This window comes from Roseovarius sp. MMSF_3359 (genome assembly GCF_030733385.1).
Classification (GTDB): Bacteria; Pseudomonadota; Alphaproteobacteria; order Rhodobacterales; family Rhodobacteraceae; genus Roseovarius.
The window spans coordinates 30,605-47,882 of record NZ_JASHJC010000017.1; the positions used below are offsets into that span (position 1 = coordinate 30,605).

Annotated in this window: 19 protein-coding genes; 18 read left to right on the forward strand and 1 reads right to left on the reverse strand. The window is 60.5% G+C overall.

All coding sequences use genetic code 11. The features are described from left to right. The first annotated feature begins 247 nt into the window (after nt 1-247). From RBB29_RS19465 to idi, 6 genes are all read left to right on the forward strand, one after another. Complete coding sequence (locus RBB29_RS19465) at nt 248-973, forward strand: cobalamin B12-binding domain-containing protein (protein WP_306116521.1); 726 nt, start codon at nt 248-250, stop codon at nt 971-973. A gap of 29 nt (nt 974-1,002) precedes the next feature. Beyond that, complete coding sequence (ppsR, locus tag RBB29_RS19470) at nt 1,003-2,436, forward strand: transcriptional regulator PpsR (RefSeq protein WP_306116520.1); 1,434 nt, start codon at nt 1,003-1,005, stop codon at nt 2,434-2,436. 70 nt (nt 2,437-2,506) lie between these two features. Beyond that, nucleotides 2,507-3,415, forward strand: a complete 909-nt coding sequence (gene chlG / locus RBB29_RS19475) for a chlorophyll synthase ChlG (RefSeq protein WP_306116519.1) — start codon at nt 2,507-2,509, stop codon at nt 3,413-3,415. Further along, nucleotides 3,415-4,704 (forward strand): BCD family MFS transporter, encoded by a 1,290-nt coding sequence (locus RBB29_RS19480; protein ID WP_306116518.1) that lies wholly within the window; start codon nt 3,415-3,417, stop codon nt 4,702-4,704. The genes chlG and RBB29_RS19480 overlap by 1 nt, the downstream gene beginning before the upstream one ends. A gap of 2 nt (nt 4,705-4,706) precedes the next feature. After that, complete coding sequence (locus tag RBB29_RS19485) at nt 4,707-5,885, forward strand: geranylgeranyl diphosphate reductase (RefSeq protein WP_306116517.1); 1,179 nt, start codon at nt 4,707-4,709, stop codon at nt 5,883-5,885. After that, complete coding sequence (gene idi / locus RBB29_RS19490; protein WP_306116516.1) at nt 5,882-6,412, forward strand: isopentenyl-diphosphate Delta-isomerase; 531 nt, start codon at nt 5,882-5,884, stop codon at nt 6,410-6,412. The genes RBB29_RS19485 and idi overlap by 4 nt, the downstream gene beginning before the upstream one ends. A gap of 34 nt (nt 6,413-6,446) precedes the next feature. Here the strand turns inward: idi and RBB29_RS19495 are convergent, their stop codons facing one another. After that, the gene (locus RBB29_RS19495) at nt 6,447-7,199 is read right to left on the reverse strand and encodes a helix-turn-helix domain-containing protein (protein WP_306116515.1); all 753 of its coding nucleotides are present in this window, start codon (nt 7,197-7,199) and stop codon (nt 6,447-6,449) included. Between the two features lie 128 nt (nt 7,200-7,327). Here RBB29_RS19495 and RBB29_RS19500 point away from each other — a divergent pair, with 128 nt between their 5' ends. From RBB29_RS19500 to rplL, 12 genes are all read left to right on the forward strand, one after another. Continuing rightward, nucleotides 7,328-8,041, forward strand: coding sequence for a biliverdin-producing heme oxygenase (locus RBB29_RS19500; protein ID WP_306116514.1), 714 nt, complete (start codon nt 7,328-7,330; stop codon nt 8,039-8,041). Beyond that, complete coding sequence (locus RBB29_RS19505; protein ID WP_306116513.1) at nt 8,038-10,326, forward strand: ATP-binding protein; 2,289 nt, start codon at nt 8,038-8,040, stop codon at nt 10,324-10,326. The genes RBB29_RS19500 and RBB29_RS19505 overlap by 4 nt, the downstream gene beginning before the upstream one ends. After that, nucleotides 10,319-10,924: a response regulator transcription factor gene (locus RBB29_RS19510; RefSeq protein WP_306116512.1), complete on the forward strand. Its 606-nt coding sequence runs from the start codon at nt 10,319-10,321 to the stop codon at nt 10,922-10,924. Before RBB29_RS19505 ends, RBB29_RS19510 begins: the two co-directional genes overlap by 8 nt. Before the next feature lie 108 nt (nt 10,925-11,032). Then, the gene (locus RBB29_RS19515) at nt 11,033-11,275 is read left to right on the forward strand and encodes a hypothetical protein (RefSeq protein WP_306116511.1); all 243 of its coding nucleotides are present in this window, start codon (nt 11,033-11,035) and stop codon (nt 11,273-11,275) included. Between the two features lie 186 nt (nt 11,276-11,461). Continuing rightward, nucleotides 11,462-12,289: a B12-binding domain-containing protein gene (locus RBB29_RS19520; protein ID WP_306116510.1), complete on the forward strand. Its 828-nt coding sequence runs from the start codon at nt 11,462-11,464 to the stop codon at nt 12,287-12,289. 270 nt (nt 12,290-12,559) lie between these two features. Then, complete coding sequence (locus RBB29_RS19525; protein ID WP_306116509.1) at nt 12,560-13,273, forward strand: hypothetical protein; 714 nt, start codon at nt 12,560-12,562, stop codon at nt 13,271-13,273. 120 nt (nt 13,274-13,393) lie between these two features. Then, on the forward strand, nt 13,394-13,591 hold the full coding sequence (gene secE / locus RBB29_RS19530) for a preprotein translocase subunit SecE (protein ID WP_306116508.1): 198 nt from the start codon (nt 13,394-13,396) through the stop codon (nt 13,589-13,591). Between the two features lie 190 nt (nt 13,592-13,781). Beyond that, nucleotides 13,782-14,315 (forward strand): transcription termination/antitermination protein NusG, encoded by a 534-nt coding sequence (gene nusG / locus RBB29_RS19535; RefSeq protein ID WP_306116507.1) that lies wholly within the window; start codon nt 13,782-13,784, stop codon nt 14,313-14,315. Nucleotides 14,316-14,420: 105 nt separating this feature from the next. Then, nucleotides 14,421-14,846, forward strand: coding sequence for a 50S ribosomal protein L11 (gene rplK / locus RBB29_RS19540; RefSeq protein ID WP_306116506.1), 426 nt, complete (start codon nt 14,421-14,423; stop codon nt 14,844-14,846). A gap of 1 nt (nt 14,847) precedes the next feature. After that, nucleotides 14,848-15,546 (forward strand): 50S ribosomal protein L1, encoded by a 699-nt coding sequence (gene rplA, locus RBB29_RS19545; RefSeq protein WP_306116505.1) that lies wholly within the window; start codon nt 14,848-14,850, stop codon nt 15,544-15,546. 689 nt (nt 15,547-16,235) lie between these two features. After that, nucleotides 16,236-16,754 carry a 50S ribosomal protein L10 gene (gene rplJ, locus RBB29_RS19550; RefSeq protein WP_306116504.1) on the forward strand — a complete coding sequence of 173 codons (519 nt, stop codon included), beginning with the start codon at nt 16,236-16,238 and terminating at the stop codon, nt 16,752-16,754. Between the two features lie 69 nt (nt 16,755-16,823). Beyond that, the gene (gene rplL, locus RBB29_RS19555) at nt 16,824-17,204 is read left to right on the forward strand and encodes a 50S ribosomal protein L7/L12 (protein ID WP_306116503.1); all 381 of its coding nucleotides are present in this window, start codon (nt 16,824-16,826) and stop codon (nt 17,202-17,204) included. Nucleotides 17,205-17,278 lie beyond the last annotated feature (74 nt).

Consider the following 17,278-nt stretch of genomic DNA (forward strand, 5'->3'; position numbering starts at 1 on the left):
GACAATTTAGGCTTGTCTTACAAGGCATTGCGTCTGAATGATGCTGTCTAGTGTCAAGTTAAATTGACATTCAATCATAACGGTCGCACACTGCCGGGTAATCAGAGCAGATTAATAATTCGCATAAGCGGCTTCATCGTAAGTGTCCGGTGGGAGGGCAGTACACATGGAAGACGACGCGACAAGACCATCCTCTGAATTCTCCGGGATACCTCAGCCCGCGATCAGGTTTCTTGTGGAATCCGCCTTGAAATCACTGGCATCGGAATGTGCTGAGCCGAAGCCCGGCAGCCGGGATGAGTGGGTGCGCCATCTCAGCCAGGCATTGATGTCGGAGGCGGAGGTCGAGCATCACAAGGTGCTCTCCTCGCTGATGGCAAACGGCGTGAGTAATCAGGAGTTGCTCCATTTCTACATCCCCGAAGCCTCAAGGTATCTGGGCGAAAAATGGGTCAGTGACGAGGCGAGTTTCGTCGACGTGACGACCGGTGCCGCGCGGCTTCAGGCGTTGTTCCGCGACCATGATGACGACGGCGATGCGGGACAGTTGCTGGACCGTAGCATCCCCCTTGGGCAGTCGGTTCTGATGATAATCCCGCAGTTTGAACAGCATTCGCTGGGCGCATTTGTTGCGGCGGACGGGCTTCGGCGCCACGGCCTTTGGGTGCGTATGGCGATCGGTTTGTGCGATGCGGAGATTGCGCGATTGATTTCGGCCAACCGGTTTTCGATGCTTGGAATCTCTTTGGCGTCATGGAAATCGGTTGAAAAGGCGGCGGATTTCATAGAAGACGTTCGTAAGAGTGTTGCGGACGTGCCGCCGATCGTTGTCGGGGGGCGTATCGTCGAAGACCGAGAAGAGGTCGAGCGGCGCTCCGGCGCTGATTTCGCGGTCCATTCAATCCGCGAGGCAATCGAGCGTTGCGGCCTTTCAACTGTCGCCAAGATGCGCCCGTTTGAAGTGGCTCAGTAGCTGGAGTGGTGCAGTAACGGGGAAATATTGTGACGGAGCAAATCCCGGGATCGGAAACGCTTAAGATCGGAGAGCTTCCGGCTGGTTTGAATGTCGAGTCCCTGATCGAGCAGGCCTCCGATATCGCAATTCTCGTTGGCAAGAACGGTATGGTCGAGGGGATCACGGTTAATCCTGATTGTCCTTCGCTTGGCTGCCTGGACCATTGGGTTGGCCGGACGTTCGACAGTTTCCTGACCATCGAAAGCCGGGAAAAATATGCCGCGCGCATCAAGGCGATAACCGCCGATCCCGGCATGGTCCCGCGGCCGCTGCAGTTGAACCATGTCGATAACGCGGTCTGGGAATTTCCGGTGCGCTACACGGTGCACCGGGTCAAGGACCGGCCATCGTTTCTGCTTTTCGGGCGGGATATGCAGCCGATTGCCGAAGTCCAGCAACACCTGGTGGCCGAGCAGACTGCGCGAGAGCGGGACCAGCAGAAGATACGCAGCTACGAGACGTTCTACCGCGTTGTGCTTGAGGCCTCTGAGACGCCCTTGATGCTGGTGGAGAGTGAAACCGGTCGCATCCGCGATGTGAACAGCGCCGCCGCCGCACTCTTTGGGACGAAGCTCGAAACGCTTGCCGGCAGTTCGCTGCCGCAGGCGCTTGAAGGGCAGCGCAAGGCTGAGTTGATGGAAAGTCTGCATGCCGCGGCGAGTGCGGAAGAGTTGAAGGTGATCGAGGTCATTGCCCGCCGCAGCGGTCGTGACCTGGCCTTGTTCGCCCAGTATTTCAGGGCGGCGGGGGAGTTGTTTCTGATTTGTCGGGTGGCCTCGATTGACGATTCCAGCGCAACCGGCCCCGAAGTGGCGCAATCGCTGGCGACCTTGTTCAATTCGGCCAGTGACGCGATCGTCATGACCGATGCGAAGGGTGTCATTCGGGATGCGAACGAGGCGTTCCTGATCCTGACCGACGCGGCGCAGATCCGCGATGTGAAGAACAAATCACTTGGTGAGTTCCTGGCCCGCGGCGATGTCGACCTGAAAATCATCCTCGAAACGACGATAAAGACCGGGAGGGTGCGCAGCTATGCCACCCAGGTTCTGAGTTCTGTCGGAACCCGTGCCAATGTCGATGTGGCGTCGACCCGGTTGCAGCGGCGCGGCGGTGATCTGGGTTTCGGGCTGATCATCCGCGACGTGACGCCGAGCGAGGTGGCAAATGCCAGCGCGGGCGCGTCGGTGATGAGCGACGAGGCGATGAAGAGCGTCATGGACCTTGTCGGAACGGCTTCGCTGAAGTCGCTGGTTTCGGCAACATCGGATGTGGTTGAGAAGATGTGCATCGAGACCGCGGTGAAGATGACCGGTAACAACCGGGTCGCGGCGGCCGAGATGTTGGGCCTTTCTCGCCAGAGCCTTTACGTCAAGCTGCGCAAGCATGGCCTTCTCAAGGGTGAGCCTGGCGAGGATTGAGGCTTCACGATTGCGCCCTTTGGCGAAATAACACTTTCAGAATTGGAGAATGTATAGTTTAATTGACACTATGAGTGTCACATTAGATTTACATTCCGCTCGACGCACTCCAAGTCCCCGCGCCGTGTTGACGCTGATCAAGCCGATCACCTGGTTTCCGCCGATCTGGGCCTATCTTTGTGGTGTGGTCGCGTCGGGCGTGCCGGTGTCCACCGCGCCATGGCTGGTCCTCGCGGGCATGGTGCTGGCCGGGCCGGTTGTCTGCGGGATGAGCCAGGCGGCGAATGACTGGTGCGACCGCCATGTGGACGCGATAAACGAACCGCATCGCCCAATCCCGTCCGGGGCCATCCCGGGCCGCTGGGGGCTGTGGATCGCCATCGTGATGAGCGGGCTGGCGCTGGCCCTCGGGGCCATGCTGGGCCCATGGGGATTTGGTGCGACAGTCTTCGGTGTCGCCGCTGCCTGGGCCTATTCGGCAGAACCTTTCCGCCTCAAGCGGTCGGGCATCTGGGGGCCGGGCCTCGTGGGGCTTTGTTACGAGGGGCTGCCCTGGTTTACCGGTGCGGCGGTGATGGCGGCGGGCGCGCCCGCACTGCCGGTGGTCGCCATCGCGCTCCTTTACGCGCTGGGTGCCCATGGCATCATGACACTCAATGATTTCAAGGCCCTGGAGGGGGACCGCCAGACCGGCGTGAACTCCTTGCCCGTAACCCTTGGGCCGGAGCGGGCCGCGCGGGTTGCCTGCTGGGTCATGGCGCTGCCACAGGTGGCGGTGATCGCGGCGCTGTTTTTCTGGGACCGCCCGTGGCATGGGGCGGCGATTGCCGTCCTGCTCCTTGCGCAGTTCTGGGCCATGCGGGTGCTGCTCAGCGACCCGAAGGGCCGCGCGCCCTGGTACAACGCCACCGGCGTCACGCTTTACGTCAGCGGCATGATGGTCGCGGCCTTCGCGCTGCGCGGCATGGGAGGACTGTGATGACACTCAGTTGGATTTCCATTGTTCGCCTCGGTCTGGTGCAGATGGCGCTTGGCGCGGTCGTGGTTCTGACAACCTCGACCCTCAACCGTCTGATGGTCGTTGAGCTGGCGTTGCCCGCCGTCCTTCCGGGCCTGCTGATTGCGCTGCATTACGGGATACAGATCACCCGCCCCAATTGGGGCTTCCTGTCGGACACGGGCGGTCACCGGACCCGCTGGATCATCGGCGGGATGGTGGCGCTGGCCCTTGGGGCCATGGGTGCGGCGCTTGGTGTTGTTCTCTTCGAGACCAGCTTTGCCGCCGCGATGGCCTTGTCGATCTTGGCTTATGCGCTGATCGGCCTGGGTGTGGGCGCCTCCGGTACTTCGCTGCTGGCGCTCTTGGCGACGACCACCGCCCCACGTCGCAGGGCCGCCGCGGCGACGATCACCTGGCTCATGATGATTGCCGGTATCGCGATCACCGCGGGGACCGTCGGCGTGTTTCTTGACCCCTACACATCCGCGCTGCTGCTCAGGATCGTGGCCATCGTCACCGGTGGGGCGGTTGTGTTGACCATGCTGGCGGTCTGGGGCATCGAGGCCCGCGTCGATGCGCAGCCGCGCCAGAGCGAAAAGATACCGTTCCGCGAGGGGCTGGCCGAGATCTGGGCCGAGCCCGCCGCGCGCCATTTCACCATCTTCGTGTTCCTCTCCATGACCGCCTATTTCATGCAGGAGTTGATCCTTGAGCCCTATGCGGGCCTTGTTTTCGGGTTCACTCCGGGTCAGTCCACATCGCTCAGTGGGGCGCAGAATGGCGGGGTTTTCCTCGGCATGCTGACCGTGGGCATCACTGCGACGGGGCTTCGGATTGGTAGTCTGCGGACCTGGGTCATCGCCGGTTGCCTGGGCTCGGCGGGCAGCCTTGCGCTCATCAGCCTTCTGGGCGGGATGGCCGTCCCGGCGACACTTATGCCAGCGGTGGTCTCGCTTGGGTTCTTCAACGGCATGTTCGCGGTTGCCGCCATCGGCTCGATGATGGCGCTGGCGGGGCGCGGTCGCGAAGCGCGCGAAGGCACCCGCATGGGGCTTTGGGGCGCGGCGCAGGCCGTTGCAGCAGGCTTCGGCGGGCTTCTGGGCGCGGCCGCGGTTGATGTAATGCGGCTTCTGACCGCCGGTGATGCCGTGGCCTTCGGGGCGGTTTTCCTCGCGGAGGCTGTGCTTTTTGTCATCGCGGCGCTTCTGGCGCTGCGCGTCATTGAACACCGGTCGCGTCGTGGCGCGGCCATCGTACCGGGAGAATGACCATGTATGATGTTGTCGTAGTGGGCGGCGGCCCATCGGGCGCCACAGCCGCCGAAGATCTCGCCCGGTCGGGGCACAAGGTGGCGATGATCGACCGGGATGGCCGTATCAAGCCCTGCGGCGGTGCAATTCCGCCCCGGCTGATCGCTGATTTTCACATTCCCGACGATCAACTCTGCGCAAGGGTCACCACCGCGCGGATGATCTCGCCCACGGGGCGCATGGTCGATATCCCGATCGAAAACGGCTTTGTCGGTATGGTGAACCGTGAGGACTTCGATGAGTTCCTGCGGGTGCGCGCGGCGGACGCTGGCGCGGATCGCTTGACCGGGACGTTCCTCCGGATCGATCGGCCAGACGGCACGCCCAAAGTGATCTATCGCGACAAGGCCAGTGGCGAGGAACGCGCGCTCGACACGCGGCTGGTCATAGGCGCGGATGGCGCACGGTCCAACGTGGCCCGGGCCGAGGTGCCGGGCGGGGACCGCATTCCGTACGTCATCGCGTATCACGAGATCATCGAGGCGCCGGAAGCCACCGCGACCTACGATCCGGGTCGTTGCGATGTGATCTATGACGGGCGTATTTCCCCTGATTTCTATGGCTGGGTCTTTCCGCATGGCAAATCCGCAAGCGTCGGCATGGGGTCGATGGTGCGTGAGGTGGATCTCAAGCAAGCGACCGCTGACCTGCGTGCGGCGAGCGGGCTTGCCGACTGCAAAACCATCCGCCGCGAGGGGGCACCGATCCCGCTCAAGCCGTTGGATTGCTGGGATAACGGGCGCGATGTGGTGCTTGCGGGTGATGCCGCGGGTGTGGTGGCCCCCAGTTCCGGCGAGGGGATTTACTATGCCATGGTGGGCGGGCAGGTCGCGGCCGCCGCCGCTTCGGCCTGTTTGACCACAGGGCGTGTGCGCGACCTGAAACTCGCCCGGCAGCTTTTCATGCGGGAACACAAGATGGTGTTTCGGGTCTTGGCATCCATGCAGAACGCCTATTACAAGTCCGACGACCGGCGCGAGCGGTTTGTCTCGCTCTGTCATGATGTCGATGTACAACGCCTGACCTTCGAGGCCTATATGAACAAGAAACTGGTGCGCGCCCGCCCGATGGCGCATCTGCGGATCGGATTGAAGAACCTGGCCCATCTGATGCGCCTGGTGGCGCCGGAGCATATATGAACGCGATGATCCCTGCCTGGATCGGTGATGAACTGGTCCCTGTTGAAAAACTTGACGTGCATCGGCGCGGCCTGCGTCACAAGGCCGTGTCAGTCTTTGTGCTCTGCGGCGACAAGGTCCTGCTGCAACGGCGAGCCTTGTGCAAATACCACACGCCGGGGCTCTGGGCGAACACCTGCTGCACGCATCCGCACTGGAACGAAAGCGCCGAGGATTGCGCGGTCAGGCGCCTGCGCGAAGAGCTTGGCATCGACGCCCATTCCCTGACCTATCGTGACCGGGTGGAATATCGCGCGGATGTCGGCAACGGCCTGACGGAGCATGAATTGGTCGATATCTTCCTCTGGCGGGTGGCGGAGCCGATGGATTTGGTGCCGAACCCCGATGAGGTCATGGACACCGAATGGGTAAGCATGTCGGAACTCGTCGGCAACGTCCAAAGGGAACCGGCCCGTTTCACACCGTGGTTGAAAATCTATCTCGAACAGCACGCGGCGCAGATTTTCGACGTCGAGATGCAGCCGTAGCGGCGGCGTCCCGCTTGCTCGATTGGCGGAGCTCTCAGCCGGATGTGATGCCGTATCGCCGTAACTTGTCGTAAAGCCCCTGACGGCTCAGCCCCAGAACCTTTGCCGTTGCTGCCCGGTTATTGCCGGTGAGCCTGAGGGTTGCTTCGATGCAGTCCTTCTCAAAAATATCAATCTGCGCACGGACCAGCTTGCGCAGGGGAACCTGACCGACGCCCGCCGTTTTCGGGTCTGCCTGCGGGGCATTTTCGTGCGGAACACCCTGCGCGCGCGACCCCGCCTCGAAAAGAGAGTGGTAGCGCGCTTCGTCATCCTTGAGACGTTCCAGGCGGTCTTCGGTGAACTTCTGAAGGCGCCAAAGCTGCTCCTGAAGGGCGATGGTCTGGCTGATGTCCTTGCCCAGAAGCAGGATATGACCGGCGGTCCCGGCATGGACGGCGACATAGGTGATGAAGATGTCTGTGCCGTCGGTCGATGAATGAGCCACCGTTTCTTCCCGCGGGGCCCCCGGATGGGAGGCGGTGATCATATCACTCAACCGCGCCCACGCCGCGGCATCCACCAGGTCGTGGAATCCTGTTCCTGGCCAGTTCGCGATGTTGAGGTCCGGGGCGCTGCCCAGTCGGCCCGCGACGTCCTGGACGATGCCCTCGCTGTCCAGGATGACGGCCAAATCGGCGGCGGACGCGATGATCTGTCCGATCATTTCCGCATCGGTTTCGGAGAAGCAGGCAGCAGGATTGGAGAAGAATGCACTCAAAACGGTCTGGACTTTGCTCAGGAACAATTGGCTTTCTCTACTGCAGAATGGCGTGGTTTACAAATCAACTGGCGTTGACAGATCCGTGGATCTTGTCGCCTGTGCCCTTGTCTTCGGGGAACTGAACCCTTTCTTCGTGCCGATAAGCCGCTAATATGCAAAGTGTTTTGCCGCGCAGGTTTCTGACGCGGGCAAGCTGGCTTGGGGAGTGGAAATCGTTGCAGGACAGGCAAAAGATATCGTCGGCCAGGATTCGCGATGTGCTGCGCAGGCACACCCATGACGCCCATGAGGCGCTGCACGCGCATGCGAGCTTCGCGGCACTCCTGCGACATGAGCTTGACCTAGACGGTTACAGGGAGCTGATGCGGGCGCTGCATGGGTTCTATGCGCCGCTCGATCGGCAAATTTCGCGTGTGTTGGCCGAACGTTCTGCATTGGGGACGGCTTATTCCTACGCATGGCGCAGCGAATTTCTGGCTCGGGATTTGCGGGACCTGGGCTTCAGCGCCGAAGAGATTGACCGCAATGACCGCTGCGAACAGGCGGCGCAGCTTGTTTCGGCGGCATCTCTGGGCGGTGTCCTCTACGTGATCGAAGGTGCGATGTTGGGCGGGGCGACCATTGACCGCGCGGTTCAGCCCCTGCTGTCGGCAGAAAACGCTGGCGGGCGCGGTTACTGGGCCTGGTGCCGGTCGGAAAACGGGCACCGTTGGCGAATGACGCTTGAGTTTCTGGAACGTCTTTGCGCCGACGGCGCGGCGCTTGACGATCTTTGCCTGGGGGCCGAGAGCACCTTCCTGGCGCTATCGCAGTGGCTCGCGCCATTGGAACGGACCGCATTGTCTGTCGAAAGGGGGGCCGCGTGACCACAAGCACCGTTGATCTGGAGACATGCGACCGCGAACCCATCCATATCATCGGGGCGGTACAACCGCATGGCGCCCTGATCGCGTTTGAACACGCGACGTCGGTCGTTACCTATGCAAGCGTCAACACCGCGGCCTTCCTGGGGGCTGCGCCGGAGGAGATACTGGGCAAGAAAATCGGGGACGTGATCGGCGAAGAGAATGTGGCGAAACTGCTGACCCTGCCGCTCGATCCGTCCTCGCCCGAGTTGCTTAAACCCTGGTTTTTGAAGTTCTCCGGGGCCGATGGGCGGATTATCCATGCCGAATGTCTGCCGCACCGGAACGATGGCCACATCATCCTGGAATTCCTGAGCCCCGAGCCCGCACCGGCGTCGATCTGGGAAGACGAGCTGCTCCGCCGCGAGATCATCTCCGAATTGGTGAAGCCGGGGGCCCTGGTCGAATTGGCCGCGGCAAGCGCCAAGATGATCCGCGACGTGACCGGATTCGACAGGGTCATGATCTACAAGTTTGCCGAAGATAAACATGGCGAGGTGATCGCCGAAAGCACCAATCGGCCAGACAGTTTTCTGGGGCTGCATTATCCCGCGTCTGACATCCCCGATCCTGCCCGCCGGCACTTTACGCTGAACGTGATGCGCTCGATCCCGGATATCAATGGCGAACATGTTGCGATCATTGATCGAAACGGCAATGTCGCCGGTGCAAATTCGGCGGCCCCGCTTGACCTCACCTATTCCAAGCTCCGCGCCGTCGCGCCGGTGCATGTGGAGTATCTCAATAACATGGGCGTCGGTGCCAGCCTGTCGATATCGCTGATTACCAATAACGAACTTTGGGGTCTTGTCGCCTGTCACCACTATGACACGCGCCTGATTTCTTCGAGCCGCCTGCGATTTGCCGAACTGCTGGGCGGCACCACATCCGCACTGCTGCAGAGCATCGAAAACACGACCCAGCTCAAGAAGAGTATCGAGGCGGAAAAGGCGGCCTATCAGATCGAACAGAAGGCGCGGTCCGGTGCCTCGCTGAGGGATCTGATTACCGATCAGGCGTCTTTCCTGATGGAACTGATTGATGCGCAGGGATTGCTGTTCGTTTCCAAGGATACCGTGGTGCGGGTCGGCTGTTTGCCGGAAAAGCCGCTTGATTTCAGTAACCTTCGCGATCTTCTGGTCGATGGGGTGGCGACATCGTCGCATTTGTCATCGCTGATCGACATGGATGACGAGCAACGGCTGATGGCGGCGGGTGCGGCGCTTTTGGATCTGTCGGAAGACGGTCGGGACTACCTTGTGTTCCTGCGCAGCCATTTCGAGCAAACGATCCGCTGGGCCGGGAAGCCCGAGAAGGTTGAAACCAAGAAGGAAGACGGTACCGTGCGGCTCTCGCCCAGGGGGTCCTTTGCGCTCTGGCGCGAGGAGCGGCTCGGGATGAGCCGGCCATTCGACGCGATTGATCGCGATGCGCTGAGGATCCTACGGCGGGCGCTTTTTGCGTTGAACAGCCTTGAGCACGAGCAGGCGGCGCTTGAGGCCCAGAAAGCCGCCGAGGCCGAAGAACTCCGTCTGCGCCATGCGATGCTGGAAGCGGCGCGGGCCAGTTCCATGGGCGAGCTTACATCCGCGATTGCCCATGAATTGAACCAGCCCTTGTCGGCGGTGGCCAATTACGTGGGCGCCTGTCGGCAGGAATTGCTGAACTCCGGCGTCACGATCCCTGCGCGCGCGGAGCAGATGATTGACCAGGCCATCAAGGAAACCGCCAGGGCAGGGGACCTCGTACACCGGGTCAGGAACTTTATTTCCCGCGGTGATCTCAACGCCAACTACATTGACCTGAAAGACGCGATCAATCAGGGGATGGATCTTGCGCTGGTCTCCAATGACCTGCCGAGGTTGCAGGTCACGCTCTTGCTAGACAGCGGGTTGCCAAAGGTCCTGGCCGATCCGGTTCAGGTCGCGCAGGTGGTCCTCAATCTCGTGAGAAACAGCCTGACCGCGATGGAGAATGCGTCCGAACAGAAGCTGTCCGTAGAGATGGCCGAGGTGGACGGTTTCGCGCGGATCACGGTCAGCGATACCGGATGTGGCATCCCGCCTGAAATGCAGAAAAACCTCTTTGAGCCTTTTCATTCATCCACGCCGCGGGGCATGGGTATTGGCCTTTCGCTTTGCCGCTCTATCGTAGAGGCGCATGCGGGTCGGATCTGGGCGGAAGCCACGGGAAACGGGACCGCTTTTGTGTTTGAATTGCCGATACAGGGTGGGTTCGATGAGTAAAGCCCCGGAACAGTTTTCAGTCTACGTGGTCGAGGATGACGATGCCGTTCTGCATTCTCTTTGCGCATTGCTGAACGCGCATGGCTACGAGACGATCCCTTGCGTTTCGGCAGAAGAATTCCTGGATGTGTTTGACCCGGCCCTGAAGGCCTGCCTGCTTCTCGACCTCCGCCTGCCGGGCATCAGCGGCGTGCAATTGCAGTCGCATCTCAACGACATGGGGGTCAACATCCCGATCATCGTGATTACGGCGCATGGGGACATCTCGATTGCCGTCAAGGCGATGCGGGACGGCGCATTCGATTTCATCGAGAAACCCGCCCAGGCCGACCACCTGCTCGAGGCGGTCAAATCTGCCGGTGGTCTGCTTTTCAATCGGCTGCCTCCAATGCCGTCGAAGAAGGTTGTTGCCGACCGACTCGCCAAGCTGACAGACCGCGAACGCGAGGTGCTCGATTATCTGCTCCAGGGGCGGTTGAACAAGGAAATCGCCGATGAGTTGGGCGTCAGCCGGCGAACGGTCGAGGTCCATCGGTCGCGTATCCGCGAGAAGATGCAGGCGCGCGGTATTGCCGACCTGATCCGGATGGTCAGCTAGGCTGCCGTCGGTATAAGTAGGTAATACTACGTAGTGGAAAATCCGAACTATCTAGGCAAGTTGCCTACGCCTTACCCTCGGTTGAGTGCCGGGTGGCTGAGATGGAACATGTCGGGTGAGAATAAATCGCGTTTGATCGACCCAGGGCGTGCCGAAAGTGGTGCGCAGGATTGCTGTTTTTCCGTCACGTTGAATGAGGAGGAGTTGTCGGCTGTCGATGGATGGCGGCGGGCCAACAACATTCCGACGACGGAAGGCGCAATTCGGGAGCTTCTGCGCCTTGGTCTGCTGAGCGAGCTTTCGCGGGCTTATGATGTTGTCAAATCCATTCGAAACTCGGTGGACGGCTAGTCGTTCAGGATAAAGGCGGCAGGTCTGCGCGGGCCGAACCGCTGAGCCGGTCGTTTTGGTTGTGGCCCGTCGATATGCCGATGGGTTTCGAGCGGCAACAAGGGGGATGAAAGACGTCGACCTCGGACATGTGTTGCTGGTTGCAAGCTGTTGTCCAAGAACGGGTCGATGTCGGGAGGAGGATCGTTGTTCAAGTCAAACGCCGAGCCGGGACCGATCGAGCTTGATGCCTACCTGCGCAGTCAGACGAATATCCGTCGGCTCAAGGCCAGTTTGCCCGACGACCTGGTGGCAAGCCTCGCGCGAGAGGTCATCATGCGGCTCGCATCGCGAGACCGTAGCCTGGATGCCGTGCCGCATGACCCGATACCCGGGGAATTGGAGGCGCTTTGCACTGCGTTGATTTCCGATGACGACACGGCGGCGGCTGAGATCATCAGCGGTGTTCGTGCCGATGGAACGCCCCCCGATGTTGTTTACCTCAAGTATCTCGCAGCAGCGGCAAGAATGCTGGGCGAATGGTGGATCGAAGACCGAGCCGATTTCGTCCAGGTAACGATCGGCACTGGTCGCATGTTCGCCATCATGCGTGGCATGCGGCACCTGTTTGTGAGCAACGTCCCCGCACCAGGAAAGACGGCGATCTTCGCGTCGGTCCCGGGAGAGGATCATACGCTTGGGGTGCGCATGGCCGCCGATATCTTCCGCAAGGAAGGGTGGGAGATTGCGCTCAAGATCGGTCTGGACCACGACGAACTGGTTACCGAGGTGGAGCGGTCCCCAGGTCGAATTGTGGGGTTGTCTATCGGCGGGCGACATTCGGTGGACGCGCTGTCGCGGCTTGTCGTTGCTTTGCACATCTGCTCCCCTGGCACGCCTCTTCTCGTGAGCGGGCAGAACATCGACGCCATCAGGCCGCTTTTGTCCCTGATGGGTCTGGATGGTGTGGCGGGCGATATTGATGAAGCCAAGGAGCAGATGGCGGCGCTATCGGACAGGCAAAGCGAAGGGTAAGACGGCACCTTTTGTGGGATTTCCGATGGTATCGGCTGATTTTGCCGCGTGCCATGCGTTGGTCTGAACCCCGGAAACCGACCGGTTTGACTTAAATCCTCAGGTCATTTTGCGAAACAAACTGTTCTCAAGGCCGTCTTGCCGTTTTGCTGACATAGCTCTGCCACGAATTCGCCAGATTTCGGCCTTAGGATCACCTTTAATTGTCGATCCGGGGCATCGCTCCGGCGTTTTCAACACGTGGGGGCGTGGGAAAATTCGAGCAACATCATGAGCGGTTCTGCGACGCCAAACCAACTGCCACATGCGGCCCCGGAAACACCGGGAAAACCGCCGATTGACCCGACCGCCTCGGGCGAGCCTGACCAGACCGCGGATGCCCTCATCCGCGAGGTTATGGTCGCGCAGAAGCGGCGTGATAGCCATGCGGCCCTGCCCGAATTGGAGGAAAACGAAGCGGCTGCACAGACCAAGCCGATCAAGCACCCGCGTCGCCTTTTCCGAAAAGCCGAACCTTCGTCAGCGGACACCGCGACAGATGCCGAACGCACCAAGTCCGCCGGTCTGTTCATGCGTAGCCTTCACCGCGCGCTTGACGCGATCCGCAGTTACCGGCCGTCGCGCAAGCATCTGATCGTCGCCGCTGTCATCGCGATCATGTATTTTCGCCCCTGGCTGATCCCGATCACGCTCTTCGTTTTGTTTCTGAGCATCCTGATCGCCTACCTGACGCTCGGGCCGGACCGCGTGGCGGAACTGGTTGTCGGTGCCTGGCAGAAACTGCGCGCGCGCCGTCCCGAACTCGCCGAAACGATCCGGCAACGCGCCGAGCTCATGGCCACGCGGATTGATGCGGCCCTTGACCGTGTGCCCGGTTCCTGGACCGATGGTCTGCATGTCCCGGATTTCTCCGAAGCGGACACGGCGATTGGTGACCGGCCCGATCCGTTCGACCGTCTTGCCAAAGAAGCGCAGCGCGGCTGAGACTTTCCCCAAAGGCCACAATTGAGCGACGGCATGGGGCGACCCGCGCCTTCTGCTCTTGAATTTGCGCCACGGCCCGCGTATGTCGCACCGAACAGTTTCTCAGAGAAGTCAGCGCATATGGCACGCACAAACCCGCTTCAGTTCATTCAGCAAGTCCGGGCAGAGGTCTCCAAGGTCGTCTGGCCGACACGTCGCGAGGTTTTCCTGACAACGATCATGGTCTTCATCATGGCGACGCTGACCGCGATCTTCTTTGCACTGGTTGACCTGCTGATCCGCACCGGGTTGCAGGGCGTCCTGGGGCTGTTCGGCTGAGGCCCCAGAAAATCCGGGCCTGACCCTTGAAATCAAGGGCGAAGGGCGGTAGGGGACACCACGCTTTGAGACATGGCGCGCTGCGATTCGAGTTGCGCGCCGCTTTTTGTTTCAGGGACTTGGGCGCAAGCGCCTGATAATGCAATGAATTCCGACCCCTTGGGTCGCCCGGACGAGGACAAGATGCACGATGGCTAAACGGTGGTACTCGGTCAGTGTTCTCTCGAATTTCGAGAAGAAGATCGCCGAGCAGATCAGAACATCCGTCGTTGAAAACGGTCTCGAGGACGAGATCGAAGAAGTCCTGGTGCCGACCGAAGAGGTCATCGAAATCCGCCGTGGCAAGAAGGTAACCGCCGAGCGTCGTTTCATGCCGGGGTATGTGCTGGTGCGGATGGAGATGTCGGATCAGGGCTATCACCTGATCAACTCGATCAATCGCGTCACCGGCTTCCTTGGCCCGCAAGGCCGCCCGATGCCGATGCGCGATGCCGAGGTGAACGCGATCCTGAACCGCGTGCAGGAAGGCGAAGAAGCGCCGCGCACGCTTATCCATTTCGAAGTGGGTGAGAAGGTCAAGGTCAATGACGGGCCGTTCGAAGACTTCGACGGTCTGGTCGAGGAAGTGGATGACGACAACCAGCGCCTGAAGGTGACGGTGTCGATCTTTGGCCGGGAAACCCCGGTCGAACTGGAATACACGCAGGTCACCAAACAGACCTGACGTGTGTAAATCGTGGGAGGCGGTCGTCACGCGTGACGGCACCGAACCACGGGCAAACCTGTCCGGCCGCCGCGGCGGCCCGGATGCTGTAAAAGGAGAAGGCTTATGGCCAAGAAGCTCGCAGGTACGATGAAACTGCAAGTGCCCGCCGGTCAAGCGAACCCGTCCCCGCCGGTTGGTCCGGCGCTGGGTCAGCGCGGCATCAACATCATGGAATTCTGCAAGGCGTTCAACGCCAAGACGCAGGAGATGGAGCCCGGTGCGCCGTGCCCGACTGTGATCACCTATTATCAGGACAAGTCCTTTGACATGGACATCAAGACGCCGCCTGCGTCTTACTATCTGAAAAAGGCTGCCAAGCTGAAATCGGCCGCCAAGCTGCCCGGTCGTGAGACCGTCGGCACCGTGACCACCAAACAGGTCAAGGAAATCGCCGAAGCGAAGTGGAAAGACCTGAACGCGAACGACGTGGAAGCCGCGATGAAGATCATCCTCGGCTCGGCGCGTTCCATGGGCATCGAGGTGAAGTAAGATGGCAAAACTCGGAAAACGTACCCGCGCGGCACGCGAAGCATTTGCCGGCCAGGAAAACGTCACGGTCGAAGAAGCCGTGGCCCTGATCAAATCGAACGCCAATGCCAAGTTTGACGAAACCGTCGAGATTGCGATGAACCTGGGTGTTGATACCCGTCATGCGGACCAGATGGTGCGCGGCGTGGTTGGCCTGCCCAATGGTACCGGCAAAGACGTGCGTGTTGCCGTTTTCGCCCGTGGCCCCAAGGCCGATGAGGCGAAAGAGGCCGGTGCCGATGTGGTCGGTGCGGAAGACCTGATGGAAACCGTGCAGGGCGGCAAGATCGATTTCGATCGCTGCATTGCGACCCCGGACATGATGCCGATCGTTGGCCGTCTGGGTAAGGTCCTGGGTCCGCGCAACTTGATGCCGAACCCCAAGGTCGGGACCGTGACCATGGACGTGGCCGATGCGGTCAAGGCTGCCAAGGGCGGCGAAGTTCAGTTCAAGGCCGTTAAAGGTGGTATCGTGCACGCGGGCGTTGGCAAAGCGTCGTTTGACGAGGCCAAGCTGGTCGAAAACATCCGCGCCTTCGTGGATGCGGTGGCCAAGGCGAAACCGACCGGTGCCAAGGGTGCTTACCTCAAGAAAATCTCGCTGAGCTCGACCATGGGTCCGGGCGTGAGCGTGTCGGTCGATAACGCCGCTGGCAACTGAGCAGGTTCAGCAATAAAAATTTGGGCCCGGCATAGCATCGTGATGTGCCGGGCTTTTTTGTTGGCAATGTTTCCCGTGAGCCCAATGCGGAAGTCTCCATCCTGATTCCAAAGCCGCGGGGTGCCAGACCGCGGGATGGCGATCCACCGTTCTTAGGCACACTTTATCGTTGCCAAGTCCGAAAAACCTCAATTCGGAGCGCAACCCCACCCAATCGCCAGCCCTTGCGGGCGGTCTGGCGATCGCGCGGCGGCCTGCGGCCTTGATTCCGCGCGGGACATGAAAGTCGAACGGCAGCTTCATCCGCTTTTGGGGCCTTGCAATGGATGCTTCAAGCGCGCTGAGTCTGCGATATAGGACGGTGGGTTCCAGGTGCTGACTCGCGGAGAATGGCCCGTCGCTGCGAAAAATGCTGTTTTTCCGCTTTTGCCCCTTCACATTTGCCCCATTTCGGCCTATTGGCACCCCCGATAGGTCGCCGCGTCCGCGTGGCGATCTGTTGATTCGTCCAAGACGGTGGGTGGGGCATGCCCCTTAATCTCCTGCCTGAGACGGGAAAAGACTTATTGGCCGGGGCTGACCTCGGGCGATTTGGTACTGCCCCCGTATATCGGACATGTAACGCCGGAACACCTGTTTCGGTTTAACTGAGCCGGGGGGCGAAAGCCTTCCAAAACTGGAGTGAAACTGTGGATAGAGCCCAGAAAGAGAAAGTGGTCGAGGAACTCGGCCAGATCTTCGAAAGCTCTGGCGTTGTGGTGGTTGCCCACTACACGGGTCTTACAGTTGCCGAGATGCAGGATCTTCGTGCTCGCGCCCGCGAGGCCGAAGCATCCGTTCGCGTCGCCAAGAACAGGCTCGCCAAAATCGCCCTTGACGGAAAGCCTTGCGCAAGCATCGCCGACTATCTCTCGGGTATGACCGTTCTGACCTATTCCGAGGACCCCGTGGCAGCAGCCAAGGTGGCCGAGGGCTTTGCCAAGGATAACAAGAAGTTTGAAATTCTTGGCGGGGCGATGGGTGAGACCGCTCTGGACCGTGCTGGTGTCGAAGCCACATCCAAACTGCCGTCGCGTGATGAGCTCATCGCGACCATCGTCGGCATGCTGGGTGCACCTGCTTCGAACATCGCGGGGGCCATTGGCGCACCTGCTTCGAACATCGCGAGCATCATTTCTACGGTCGAAGAAAAGGCCGAAGCCGCGTAAGCAACTTGTAACATCCGCGTAGGGTTGATTTCCCGACGTTGGAACACATCTAAACGGAAAGAGTCTAAAATGGCTGATCTGAAAAAACTGGCAGAAGAGATCGTTGGTCTGACGCTTCTCGAAGCACAAGAACTGAAAACCATCCTGAAAGACGAGTACGGCATCGAGCCCGCCGCTGGCGGCGCGGTCATGATGGCGGGCCCGGCAGGCGACGCAGGCGGCGACGCCGGTGCGGAGCAAACCGAATTTGACGTTATCCTGAAATCGGCCGGTGCGTCGAAAATCAACGTCATCAAAGAGGTTCGCGCCATCACCGGTCTGGGCCTGAAAGAAGCCAAGGACCTGGTCGAAGCCGGCGGCAAAGCCGTCAAAGAAGGCGTCGACAAGGCCGAAGCAGAAGACATTAAGGGCAAGCTGGAAGCAGCTGGCGCGGAAGTCGAACTGAAGTAACACGTGCCGGGGCAACCCGGAGCGGAAATTTTGGCTGGGTCCGGCAAATTCCGGGCCCAGCCGAACCTGTCTTA